Origin of the sequence: Streptococcus sp. HMSC074F05 (genome assembly GCF_001808725.1) — a bacterium.
Taxonomy (GTDB): domain Bacteria; phylum Bacillota; class Bacilli; order Lactobacillales; family Streptococcaceae; genus Streptococcus; species Streptococcus parasanguinis_I.
Genome location: NZ_KV794411.1, coordinates 1,046,719 through 1,057,974 on the forward strand (window position 1 = coordinate 1,046,719; position 11,256 = coordinate 1,057,974).

An 11,256-nucleotide genomic window follows, 5' to 3' on the forward strand; every position below is an offset into this window, starting at 1 on the left:
TCGCTGACGTCCGTACTCACCTAAGGAAAGGTTCTAAGATGATTGTGTCTTCAATCTGAATCCACCGTTTGGTGGATTTTTTTACATTCTTCTTAGTCTTTCCACCCGTTCAGCAATGGGTGGGTGGGTATAAAAGAGCTTTTGAAAGCCGGATTCCTTTTTGGGATCGTTGATAAAGAGAGCACTACTGGCACTATCAACTTCTCGTTGCATAGGTGCACTGTTATCTAATTTCAAAAGAGCATTGATCATCCCTTGAGGATTCCGTGTCAATTCGACACTGGAGGCATCCGCCAGAAACTCCCGTTGGCGAGAAATAGCTAACTGCACCAAAGTCGCCGCTAATGGAGCTAATACGATGGCAATCAAGGAAAGGATCAGAATAATAATTTCTAAACCACTGCCCCCTTCTCGATCATCATCCCGTCTACGACCACCGCCCCACCACATCATCCGGCCACCGATACTAGAGAGCATCGTAATGGCACTGGCTAAGGCCACTGCAATGGTAGAGATGCGGATATCGTAATTGCGAATATGGCTAACTTCGTGTCCAATGACTCCCTCCAATTCCTCACGATTCATCACAGCTAGAAGACCTGTCGTTGCTGCAACAGCCGCATTTTGAGGATTAGACCCTGTCGCAAATGCATTCATGGAAGGATCGTCTACAATATAGACACGGGGCATAGGAATCTGAGCCACCATGGCCATGTCTTGGACAACATGGTAAAGTTGAGGAGCTTGGTCTTCTGTCACCTCGCGTGCCCCATTCATTCGCATGACAACTTCCGTTGATTGAAAAATCATGCTAAAGGCATAGATGCCACCAATAATCAAAGCAAGGATGACGCCACCAAGCGAGGAGCCTAACCAGAGATAACCAACGGCTGCTCCGATAAGAGCCAAGAGTATGAAAAAAGCAATAAGGAGAATCCAGGTTCTCCTTTTATTGCTTGCAATTTGGTCAAACAGCATATTAGTCTCCTAATCCGCTAAAGTCCACCTTTGGTACAGCTTTTTCTTCTTCAGGCACTTGAAGGAATTCAGCTTGTCTGAAGCCAAACATTCCAGCAATCACGTTTGTTGGGAAAGTTTCCAATTTCACATTGTAGTTGCTTGTCACACTGTTGTACAATTGACGGGCATAAGAAATTTTATTTTCTGTATTGGTCAATTCTTCTTGCAATTGCATGAAGTTGGTGTTAGCCTTCAAATCTGGGTAGTTTTCAGCAACCGCAAAGATGCCTGCAACTTGACGTGAAAGAGCATCACTGGCTGCCATTGCTTCTGCAGGTGAAGATGCTTGAGCTACTTGTTGGCGAAGTTGAGTGACCTTAGCAAGTGTATCTCCTTCGTACTTGGCATAGCCTTTAACCGTTTCGATCAAGTTTGGAATCAAGTCATTCCGACGTTTCAATTGTACATCGATTTGACTCCAAGCTTCGCGAGTTTGCATCCGACTTTTCACTAAACCGTTGTAAACTCCTACTACCATCAACACAAGGACCACAAGGATCCCAAGAATAATCCAAATCATTTTATTGAATTCCTTTCATTTCTTTCTACCAGTATATCAAATTTCCCTTATTTTGTGGTAAAATAAAAGCATGAAACCAGAAGAATTTTATGTCCGTTTAGCCGAACTCGGCTTTCCATTAACTGATCGTCAAAAAGAGCAATACGAACGCTATTTTGAGCTCCTCGTGGAATGGAATGAAAAGATTAATCTCACTGCCATCACCGAAAAAGACGAAGTCTATCTCAAGCATTTTTATGATTCGATCGCACCCATTTTACAAGGTTTGATCGAAAATCAACCCATCCGCCTCTTGGATATCGGTGCTGGCGCCGGCTTTCCGAGCCTACCAATGAAGATCCTATTTCCTGAGCTGGATGTCACCATCATTGATTCCCTCAATAAGCGGATCAATTTTCTCCACTTGCTGGCTGAAGAGTTAGGTTTGAGCGGAGTTCATTTCTACCATGGACGTGCGGAGGACTTTGCGCAAGACAAGGCTTTTCGTGCCCAATTTGATATCGTAACTGCCCGCGCTGTTGCCCGCATGCAAGTCCTCTCTGAACTGACCATCCCTTACCTGAAAGTAGGGGGACGGCTTCTTGCTCTCAAGGCCAGCAATGCTCCAGAAGAGTTAGAAGAAGCCAAAAATGCCCTCAACCTGCTATTTAGTAAGGTTGAAGACAATCTACAGTATGAATTGCCAAACGGGGATCCACGCTATATCACTCTTGTAAAAAAGAAAAAAGAAACCCCCAATAAATACCCAAGAAAAGCAGGTATGCCCAATAAGCGGCCATTGTAGTAAGATACAAAGGGCTAAGAGGATAAAAGTCAAATAAGAGGCTGGGACAAAAGTCCTAGCCTCTCAATTATTTTTGGATTGTCGAGCAAGACGCAGTGGTTGAGTGGGCTCTACTACGCTGCTTTCATCAGCTTTTACAGTCCTACTTAACTGTGCGGAGGTGGGAGGACGAAATCGAATTCTAACGAATTACCGATTTCTGTCCCACTCTCTCTTTTATTTTTGTTTCAATTCTGTTCGCAGGGCTTCTTGTTGCTCTTTTGTCAGATGAACGCCCTTACTTGCAACAATCTGGCTAGAGACTTTGTTAGCAAATCTTAAGGCTTGCGTCATATCTAAACCTTCTAAACGAGCGGATATAAAGGCTCCCACATGGCTATCTCCAGCACCTACTGTATCGACAACTTCTGTTGGAAAACCGTCTGCTTCATACCAGTTGCCATCATAGGCAACCGCTCCGTTTTCACCCAAGGTGACAATGACTAATTGTCCCGTTCTCTGATACAAGTGTTCGATGGCTGGCTGGATCTCTCTACACCCTGAAAAAGCCAGTGCTTCAGCCTCATTTACATGGAGAATTGGATGCAGATCATAAATTGCTTCCAGTCGATCCTTTGGAATCAAGAGTCCACGTGGCCCAGGTGCGAAAACCACCTGGCCCTCTAGTTGCGAAACAGACTGGACCAATGCAAGACCAGTTGGCTCCTCGACTTCAAGGCCACACAAGTAGATGTAATCAAACCGATCTGTCTCAACCTCTTTTAGCCACTCTGCTTGGAAGCTATACTCCACTCCGTGGTCCGATAAGAAGGTCCTCTCACCATCAGACTCTACAAAGCAGTAACAGCAACCATTGGCCCCTTCTAATGAGATGCTAGAGGAAATCCCTAATTGTTTCAATTCTCTCCGAATAAAATCACCATATATTCCAGAACCGACTGGCGAGACAAACTGGTAGGGTTGCGACAAAAAATGAAGGATATTAACGACATTAAAGGCACAACCTCCCACAGACCATTGCTGGTGATCAATATGGGCATCTCCTTCACGACTCGGCAAACGATCCAAGTAAATCATCACATCACAAACTGTAGAACCAATAATTAAGGCAGCTGTCATCTTTTTCTCCTTACTTTGCCTTCTATTATACCAGAGGAAACATAAAAAACAACCAACCCCATGTGGAGTGGTTGCTTCTCTTTTTAGTCACGATAAACAGGTTGAGGGCCAAAGGTTTGGGAAACCGGCATGATTTCAATCCGATTGACATTGACATGCTTGGGCTGTTGGATCAACCAAGCTACGGTGTTGGCAATGTCTTCAGGCTGAATGGCATGGGCACCTCGATAGAGGGCCTCTACCCGTTTTTCGTCTCCTTTAAAGCGAATAGAAGAGAACTCTGTCCCTTCGCAAAGACCAGGTTCAATATTGCTGACACGAATCTTCTTGCCAGCTAGATCCGCCCGAAGATTGAGGGAGAATTGCTTGACAAAAGCCTTGGATGCCCCGTAAACATTGGCCCCTGGATAAGGCACAGTCCCTGCTGTAGAGCCCAAATTGATAATATAGCCATCATTTCGTTCCACCATCTGGGGCAAGATTTTCCTTGTCAGATAGGTCAGGCCGACAATATTGGTCTGAATCATGGTCAGCCAGTCTGCAATCTCTGCTTCATAAGCTGGGGCGAGGCCTAGAGCTAAGCCAGCATTATTGACCAAAACATCCACTCTCTCCCAAGCTTTTGGCAAACTGGCAAGTGCATGATCTACCTGAGAAAGATCCGTCACATCCATTTGCAGGGGATAAAAGGCTTCTCCCAACTCTTCTTGAAGGGCCTGTAATTTATCGATGCGTCTAGCTGACCCGATCACACGGTATCCATCTGCTACTAAGCGACGGCAAATCGCTTGACCAAAGCCAGCTGAAGCTCCTGTTACTAAAATCGTTTCTGACATGTCATTACCTCCATGGATTGTAAAAACGTCCCTGATTGACAAAGATCAGGACAATACTCAAGACCAGAACAGCTAAGGCTGATAGAATCATCCCATAATCTTTCATTTCCATGGCTTGATGAGAATACCAGGTCCGCTTTTTATTTTTACCAAAGCGACGCAGTTCCATGGCTGTAGAAATACTGTCAATTCGTTCAAGTGAGCTAAAGATTAAGGGGGAGATAATTTGCAAATTGCCTTTGATCCGCTGGATCAGCTTGGCCTTTTTGGACAACTCTACCCCTCTGGCTTCCTGAGACAATTTAATCGTTTGATATTCTTCTTGTACGTCAGGAATGTAACGCAGAGTCAAGCTAACAGAATAGGCAATCTTGTAGGATACGCCAATTTGGTTGAGGCTTGAAGCAAACTGACTAGGATGGGTCGTCATCAAAAAAATCAAGGCTAGAGGTATGGTACAGACATACTTAAGAGCTAGATTAAAAAGATAAAAGAGTTCCTGCAAGGTGATACTATAGGAGCCCCACCCCTTCATCAGTACTGTCTTTGCCCCGTAAATCTCTACACCATACTGGGGGGCAAAGAGATAGACCATGACAACATTTAACAGTGCAAAAACAAAAGCAAATGCAAGTACAAATGAAATATCTCGAAATCGAATACGAGCTGTAGAGAATAAAAGCAAGGCGCCCACACCAATTCCTAGAAGGAGCCGGGTATCATAACTCAACATGGCCGCAAGAGATACAAAAAGAAGAAAGAGTAACTTACTCGCACCTGAAAGGCGATGAAGAAAACTCGTCCCCTCATGGTAGCCGACTAATCGATGCTTCATGACCTACTCCTTTCTGTTGCATATAAAACTGCGTTAGAGCCAAGGGATCCATTCCTAATCGATTGGCTAAGGCAAAAATCGAAGTCTCTTTGAGATTAGCCTCTTGTAAAATATCCGGATGAGTGAACAGCTCTGCAGGTGAGAGATCTGCTAGAATTTGCCCATCTGATACTACAAGGGCACGATCAGAATAATCCAACATCAGTTGCATATCATGGGTAATCATGACAATGGTATGGCCTTTTTCTTGCAAGCTATCTAGAAATTCCATGATTTCAGTGTAATTGCGCTGGTCCTGACCTGCTGTCGGCTCGTCCAAGACCAAAATTTCTGGTCCTAAAACTAGTATAGAGGCGATGGTCACCCGTTTCTTCTGCCCATATGAGAGAGCAGAAACCGGCCATTTACGAAACTCATAGAGACCACAAGTTTTCAGTACTTGATAGACACGCTCCTTAATATCTTCTTCCGATATCCCCCGCAAGCGCAAACCTAGAGCGACTTCGTCAAAAATCATATTGGTCGAAATCATTTGATTGGGGTTTTGTAGGACATAACCGACTCGCTCAGCCCGTTCCTTGACACTCTCCTGCTTGATATCTTCACCTCTAGAGGTGTATTGCCCTTCTGTGGTAATGAATCCACAGATGGCTTTCGCAAGAGTTGATTTTCCTGCCCCATTCTTCCCGACAATCGCTAAGCGCTGCCCCTTAGGTATACTGAGGGATATATTTTTTAAGATCGGATGATTTTCTTGATAGGCAAAGGAAATCTGCTCCAACTTCAATAGTTCTTCTGCTTCTCCAGTTTTTGTAAAGGTCGCTTCTGGAATGGAACGATTCACACCAGTAAGCTCGATATCTTCTAGACGATCTAGATGCTCCAATTGATCGATATCCTGCCCTAGCTGGCGAAGAGTTGTTAAATACAGAGGTTCACGAATCCCATTTTCAGCCAGCAGTGTCGTCCTCAACAACTCATCTGGTAGACCATTAAAGAGAACTTGACCTTGATTGATCAAGATAACCCGATCGACAGGACGGTAGAGTACATCCTCTAAACGGTGTTCGATAATAATGGTGGTCGTCCCCTGTTCTTCATGAATCTGATCAATCAGATCAATAATATCCTGACCCGACTTTGGATCTAGATTAGCCAGTGGCTCATCAAAGAGCAGGATCGGACTTTCGTCGATCAGGACTCCAGCTAAGCTCACCCGCTGTTTTTGTCCACCGGATAAATCTTGAGGCCGATGATCCAAGAGCTTCATCAAATCTAAGCGTTCTGCCCAGCTCTGCACACGCTCTTTCATCGTTCCCAGCTCCACCATGTCATTTTCAAGGGCAAAAGCCAAGTCTTCTGCGACACTAAGACCGATAAACTGGCCATCCGTATCCTGTAAAACCGTACTGACCAAGTGAGATTTTTCATAAATACTATGATCAAAGGCTTCTGTCCCCTGAATGAGAAATTGCCCACTACTGGTTCCCTTATAGATATTGGGAATAATCCCGTTTAGACACTGACCAATGGTTGACTTACCAGAGCCAGATGGTCCCAAAATCAGGACCTTTTCCCCCTCGTAGATGGTCAGATTAATCCCCTTTAAGGTCGGCTCAGACTGAGCCTTATACTGGAAGGAAAAATCCTTCAATTCGATGATTGCTTCTTTCATTTAGTTTGCCTTTTCCCATAAGAGCGCAAATTGGATGGCTAACTCTGCAATTCGATCCTTGCCATCTAAATCCTCATGACTAGATAAGGTTCGGATATCCCATTTTTCTTCAGAGAGGTGGTCTGCTGCGTAGAAGAAATGGCAGAGTTCAAAGCCCCTAAAAGCTGCTAAGGCTGCCACTGCCGAACATTCCATATCCACACAGATGGCTCCTGCTTCCTTTCGTCGCTTCATCTTGTCGATGGTTTCCCGGTAGGGTGCATCTGTCGTCCACACTTTTCCTGACTGATAGGAAACCTTGTGACTATCCAGAAAGTCTTGGAAGAGAGGAAGAGTTTTCTTGTTTACTTCCACTTCATCACTAGCTGGCAGATAGTGGTAGCTAGTCCCCTCGTCGCGAAGAGCAGACGTTGGAATAATGATGGAGGTTGCTTCGATATCACGGTCTAAAACCCCACAGGTCCCAAAAAGAACGAGTTTTTCCATCCCAAATTGAATCAGGTCCTCTATAATCCCCACACAGGAAGCAGCCCCAACTGGTGCATTAAAGGCACCAATCTGTTGGTCTCCAATAGTGATCCCATAGACCAGGACTTCAAAGTTGGCCATGGAGGTTCTTGCAATGACCTCATGATCGTAATTCTCAAGCAGGCGAGCAAAAGTTACTCTTGAAAAGCAAGAGATGACTACTTTGGGAAATCCTTCAATTGGTTGGTGTAAGTCTTGTGGATTGATAATCGCCTGTCGATTGGCATCAAATTCTTCTAACAGCATTTCGTGCACCTCTTTCATTCTACTTCTAAGCCCCTATTATACCATAATTAGCCTAGTCATTGGTTTTTGATCAAAGGAAGAAGCATAAAAAAGAACTGCTCCCAGACGTTAGATTTTTCGGATCAAACGTCGGAAGGACAGTTCACTATGATATTTTTTACTTGTTTTCCAATTGCGCTAATTCTAGCAACCGTTCTTTGGACAATTTTTTGATTTCAATTTGACTAGCATCAAGCAACTGGAATTCATCTGGCTCTAGTTCTTCCAGTAGATTCTTCAGTGCAAGAGAACCAATTGGATGGTAGTTTTCTGGCTTATCCGGATCTCCATCGATCGCAACCAATAGAACTCGCCAATCACTGATACCCGCTAAGCCCACAATTTCTACATATTCTGCAGGAACATGTGGCACGCTTGGCAAGACCGTATCCGTATCTTCTGTCAAGCTATAGCGGGCTAAGAAGGCTCCTGTCTCCTCCTGTTGATAAAAACGGACTTGACTGAAATAAGCTGCACTATATTGAATCTTCTTGATAAAGGCAGAGTAAGCTTCTAGTGGATGGACATGGTTCAAGACTTCCTGCACTGTATCCCGATCCAAATAGACTGGATGAGCGAAGCCTTGTACTTCAAACTCTTTTAGATCTTTTTCTTTCGTCACATTACCCAGCGTTTCTAGGATAACGACTTCATAATCAAAATGGAAAATAGAATCTGGACTATAGCTCACGCCGTCACTGGCCACAATCTCCGTTCCTAATACTTCTGCGAGGCGACTAAGCCATCGAAGGGCCAACTGCCAATCTTCTTCTATCGCAAAAGAGGGCACCTGAATCTGATAAGACTCTTCCTCATCAAAATAGCGTAACTGCAGAGGAAGACCGCTCTTACCAAATACGATACAGTTCAAGCTTTCAAAATCATTTAAGGGACGATGAAGGGTGGCAGGATCATAGTTGTAGGTTGTCAACCCTTCCACTAATTTAAGAACTTCCTGTGCTGCGAGTACTTTCTGATAGCCAAATAAGCTCTTTTTATTTTTGATTGAAAACACGATACTCATTTGTTTTCTCCTTTGTGAAATCGCTTACCTAAAGTATAGCACAATTTTCAATCAATTTCCATATAAAAACAGCCTGAGCTTTCAGACTGTTTGCTTCCATTATGCAGGTGCTCCATCAAGCGTCTCACCGATAACCGCTAAACGCTCACGAACTTCTGCTTGTGACAAATTGTGTTCTTCAACATAACGATTGCGAGGGTGAACCCGGCACTCATGTGAGCAGCCACGGAGGTACTTGTCTTCGTTTTCTTCTGAGGTCAAGATGCGACGGTTACAGAAAGGATTTCCACAGTTAACATAACGTTCGCATGGTGTTCCATCAAACCAGTCTTTTCCGACAACGCTTGGATCAACATGGTTGACATCGACTGCAATCCGATCGTCAAAGACGTACATTTTCCCATCCCACAGTTCGCCTTGAACTTCTGGGTCTTTCCCGTAAGTGGCGATTCCACCATGCAATTGACCGACATCTTTGTAGCCTTCACGCACCATCCAACCTGAGAATTTCTCACAGCGGACTCCACCAGTACAGTAGACGACAACACGCTTGTCCATGAATTTTTCCTTGTTATCACGAACCCATTGTGGCAATTCACGGAAATTGCGGATGTCAGGACGAATAGCGCCACGGAAGTGTCCAAGGTCGTACTCGTAGTCGTTTCGAGTATCAAGGACAACGGTATCCTCGTCGAGAAGAGCTTCTTTAAACTCTTTTGGAGACAAGTAAGCACCTGTCGTTTCAAGGGGATTGATATCGTTATCGAAGTTATCATCTTCTAAACCAAGGTGGACAATCTCTTTCTTATAACGCACAAACATCTTCTTGAAAGCTTGCTCTTCTTCCTCATCGATCTTGAACCAGAGGTCTTCCATCCCTGGAAGGCTGTGAACGTAGTCCATGTATTTTTGCGTTGTTTCGTAGTCACCAGATACGGTTCCGTTGATTCCTTCATCAGCGACTAGGATACGTCCTTTGAGACCGATTGATTTACAAAAAGCCAAGTGATCAGCCGCAAATTGTTCTGCATTTTCAATGGGGGTATAGAGGTAGTAGAGTAATACGCGAATAGGTTTTGCCATAATATTCTCTTTTCTAAGATTAAATTATCAGAATTTTTCATTCAACTATACCAGTATACTCTCCCAAGAAAACGAATGCAATTTATTTGACTGAAAAATAAAAGCCTGGTTTCCCAGACTTTTATACGACGACACCAAGGTTCCAACTTCCTACTCTTCCTTTTCCAACTGATCCAGATAGGCTTCATAGCGTTTTTTCTCAACTTTTGCAAGAAGCATTACAAGGGTATTCACTCCCCATACAATTGGAAGATTCAGGAGAAATGTGATAGGAAGCACCAGTAAGAATTTTGAATGGAAGGGATTGGCCTGATAGACAGCTTGGTTTAATTGAAAATTTTGAGCCCAGATGAACAAGGAGAGAATAGAGGTTACTGCTACAATTCCTGTCACATTTAGATAACTATAACTGATAAATCTCACACCCAATCGTTGACAACGCACCGAATAATACAATCCTGAGACGATGAGTAAGGCTACCACCATGATTGGACTGAGCCCCACCTTAGATGCAAAAATGGATCCTACACTAAAAACAGTTAAGGCAAGGAAAAGAAAACCAGCTGTCTCAGCACCAGCCTTATGAGCTAAGCCTTCTTCTCGTTCATCTATGATTTGTTTGTTCAGCAATTGTAATCTCATCTCTTCCTCCTTATTCTTCATCCTCTAACTCTGCCTCGATCTTCTCTTGTTTTTTCCGATTGATAAGAGCAAGTGGTTTTTCAAGCAGATCTGTCAGGAGGGCAAAGACGAGAATTTCTAATAGAATTTTGACCAGATACTTGGGACTCAAGATAAAGCTCGTTGCTTCTCTCTTTCCAATCACATCCATAGCTGTCACAAGCACAGCAAAGAATAGACCTGACCCAAGGCGACTTAACCAGCTATCTTTTTCTAACATATCTCGGATATCAATCCCTGAACTGATCCTTCTCACAAAGGCATAGGCTCCCATGGCAATCAGAAGGAACATCTCAGGTAGATAAGCGACGAGGTCTAAGTCCAGGATACTGGATTTCACAAAGGCAGATAGGGCAATAAAGCAGGTCATGCCAAGGACAAGTTCTCCTGCGATTTTTCCATCAAGTAGCATGGTCCGTTCATCTTTTACAATTGGTTCTTTCTTTTGTTTCATATTCTTCCTCTTTCTATTATTAAAACTGTTACTCCCAGAACAGTTGATCCAGCGTCTTATCCAAGGTCTTACAGATGGCAAGGCAGAGACTGAGGGTTGGGTTATACTTTCCCGCCTCAATCAGACCGATGGTCTGGCGCGTCACTCCAATGGCATCTGCAAGATCCCCCTGGGTCATATCATGCTCGACCCGGGCCATTTTTAATTTGAGATTTTTCGCCACAGGCTTTTCCTTTCTTGTTTTTATAACTCTAATATACACTATATTTTCTATTTTGCAATATATATTTTGCATTTTGTAAGAAATATTTTTTACAAAACAAAAAAAGAGGCTGGAAAAAAGTCCTAGCCTTTCAATTGTCTTTGGATTGTCGATCAAGATGCAGTGGTTGAGTGGGCTCTACTACGCTGA

At 43.8% G+C, this 11,256-nt stretch carries 13 protein-coding genes; 1 reads left to right on the forward strand and 12 read right to left on the reverse strand.

What is annotated here, in order from left to right; genetic code table 11:
* Nucleotides 1–81: 81 nt before the first annotated feature.
* A complete protein-coding gene (gene htpX, locus HMPREF2685_RS08780; RefSeq protein WP_070466428.1) occupies nucleotides 82–978 on the reverse strand; it encodes a zinc metalloprotease HtpX in 897 nt (298 codons plus the stop codon).
* A gap of 1 nt (nucleotide 979) precedes the next feature.
* The gene (locus HMPREF2685_RS08785; protein ID WP_070466430.1) at nucleotides 980–1,540 is read right to left on the reverse strand and encodes a LemA family protein; all 561 of its coding nucleotides are present in this window, start codon (nucleotides 1,538–1,540) and stop codon (nucleotides 980–982) included.
* Between the two features lie 70 nt (nucleotides 1,541–1,610).
* Here HMPREF2685_RS08785 and rsmG point away from each other — a divergent pair, with 70 nt between their 5' ends.
* Nucleotides 1,611–2,324 (forward strand): 16S rRNA (guanine(527)-N(7))-methyltransferase RsmG, encoded by a 714-nt coding sequence (gene rsmG, locus HMPREF2685_RS08790; protein ID WP_049507092.1) that lies wholly within the window; start codon nucleotides 1,611–1,613, stop codon nucleotides 2,322–2,324.
* Between the two features lie 216 nt (nucleotides 2,325–2,540).
* Here rsmG and HMPREF2685_RS08795 read toward each other — a convergent pair whose 3' ends face one another.
* The 10 genes from HMPREF2685_RS08795 to HMPREF2685_RS08840 form a co-directional block, all read right to left on the reverse strand.
* Nucleotides 2,541–3,443 (reverse strand): carbohydrate kinase family protein, encoded by a 903-nt coding sequence (locus tag HMPREF2685_RS08795; protein ID WP_070466433.1) that lies wholly within the window; start codon nucleotides 3,441–3,443, stop codon nucleotides 2,541–2,543.
* Between the two features lie 83 nt (nucleotides 3,444–3,526).
* Nucleotides 3,527–4,279, reverse strand: a complete 753-nt coding sequence (locus HMPREF2685_RS08800) for an SDR family oxidoreductase (RefSeq protein ID WP_049507096.1) — start codon at nucleotides 4,277–4,279, stop codon at nucleotides 3,527–3,529.
* A 4-nt stretch (nucleotides 4,280–4,283) separates the two neighbouring features.
* Nucleotides 4,284–5,114, reverse strand: coding sequence for an energy-coupling factor transporter transmembrane component T family protein (locus tag HMPREF2685_RS08805; protein WP_049507098.1), 831 nt, complete (start codon nucleotides 5,112–5,114; stop codon nucleotides 4,284–4,286).
* Nucleotides 5,086–6,789: an ABC transporter ATP-binding protein gene (locus HMPREF2685_RS08810; protein ID WP_070466435.1), complete on the reverse strand. Its 1,704-nt coding sequence runs from the start codon at nucleotides 6,787–6,789 to the stop codon at nucleotides 5,086–5,088. Before HMPREF2685_RS08810 ends, HMPREF2685_RS08805 begins: the two co-directional genes overlap by 29 nt.
* Nucleotides 6,790–7,563: a nucleoside phosphorylase gene (locus HMPREF2685_RS08815; protein ID WP_070466437.1), complete on the reverse strand. Its 774-nt coding sequence runs from the start codon at nucleotides 7,561–7,563 to the stop codon at nucleotides 6,790–6,792.
* 157 nt (nucleotides 7,564–7,720) lie between these two features.
* Nucleotides 7,721–8,626, reverse strand: coding sequence for a DUF4299 family protein (locus tag HMPREF2685_RS08820; protein ID WP_070466439.1), 906 nt, complete (start codon nucleotides 8,624–8,626; stop codon nucleotides 7,721–7,723).
* A 99-nt stretch (nucleotides 8,627–8,725) separates the two neighbouring features.
* Nucleotides 8,726–9,709 (reverse strand): oxygen-dependent tRNA uridine(34) hydroxylase TrhO, encoded by a 984-nt coding sequence (locus HMPREF2685_RS08825; protein ID WP_070466441.1) that lies wholly within the window; start codon nucleotides 9,707–9,709, stop codon nucleotides 8,726–8,728.
* Between the two features lie 150 nt (nucleotides 9,710–9,859).
* Nucleotides 9,860–10,351 (reverse strand): DUF6773 family protein, encoded by a 492-nt coding sequence (locus tag HMPREF2685_RS08830; RefSeq protein ID WP_070466443.1) that lies wholly within the window; start codon nucleotides 10,349–10,351, stop codon nucleotides 9,860–9,862.
* 10 nt (nucleotides 10,352–10,361) lie between these two features.
* On the reverse strand, nucleotides 10,362–10,844 hold the full coding sequence (locus HMPREF2685_RS08835) for a DUF6773 family protein (protein WP_070466445.1): 483 nt from the start codon (nucleotides 10,842–10,844) through the stop codon (nucleotides 10,362–10,364).
* 28 nt (nucleotides 10,845–10,872) lie between these two features.
* Entirely contained in the window at nucleotides 10,873–11,067 is a 195-nt protein-coding gene (locus tag HMPREF2685_RS08840; protein WP_003005328.1) for a helix-turn-helix transcriptional regulator, read from the reverse strand.
* Nucleotides 11,068–11,256: the final 189 nt, after the last annotated feature.

Bases quoted from the DNA above. Each gene is read 5' to 3' on its own strand.
- htpX (WP_070466428.1), bottom strand. From the start codon at position 978: ATGCTGTTTGACCAAATTGCAAGCAATAAAAGGAGAACCTGGATTCTC.
- HMPREF2685_RS08785 (WP_070466430.1), bottom strand. From the start codon at position 1,540: ATGATTTGGATTATTCTTGGGATCCTTGTGGTCCTTGTGTTGATGGTA.
- rsmG (WP_049507092.1), top strand. From the start codon at position 1,611: ATGAAACCAGAAGAATTTTATGTCCGTTTAGCCGAACTCGGCTTTCCA.
- HMPREF2685_RS08795 (WP_070466433.1), bottom strand. From the start codon at position 3,443: ATGACAGCTGCCTTAATTATTGGTTCTACAGTTTGTGATGTGATGATT.
- HMPREF2685_RS08800 (WP_049507096.1), bottom strand. From the start codon at position 4,279: ATGTCAGAAACGATTTTAGTAACAGGAGCTTCAGCTGGCTTTGGTCAA.
- HMPREF2685_RS08805 (WP_049507098.1), bottom strand. From the start codon at position 5,114: ATGAAGCATCGATTAGTCGGCTACCATGAGGGGACGAGTTTTCTTCAT.
- HMPREF2685_RS08810 (WP_070466435.1), bottom strand. From the start codon at position 6,789: ATGAAAGAAGCAATCATCGAATTGAAGGATTTTTCCTTCCAGTATAAG.
- HMPREF2685_RS08815 (WP_070466437.1), bottom strand. From the start codon at position 7,563: ATGCTGTTAGAAGAATTTGATGCCAATCGACAGGCGATTATCAATCCA.
- HMPREF2685_RS08820 (WP_070466439.1), bottom strand. From the start codon at position 8,626: ATGAGTATCGTGTTTTCAATCAAAAATAAAAAGAGCTTATTTGGCTAT.
- HMPREF2685_RS08825 (WP_070466441.1), bottom strand. From the start codon at position 9,709: ATGGCAAAACCTATTCGCGTATTACTCTACTACCTCTATACCCCCATT.
- HMPREF2685_RS08830 (WP_070466443.1), bottom strand. From the start codon at position 10,351: ATGAGATTACAATTGCTGAACAAACAAATCATAGATGAACGAGAAGAA.
- HMPREF2685_RS08835 (WP_070466445.1), bottom strand. From the start codon at position 10,844: ATGAAACAAAAGAAAGAACCAATTGTAAAAGATGAACGGACCATGCTA.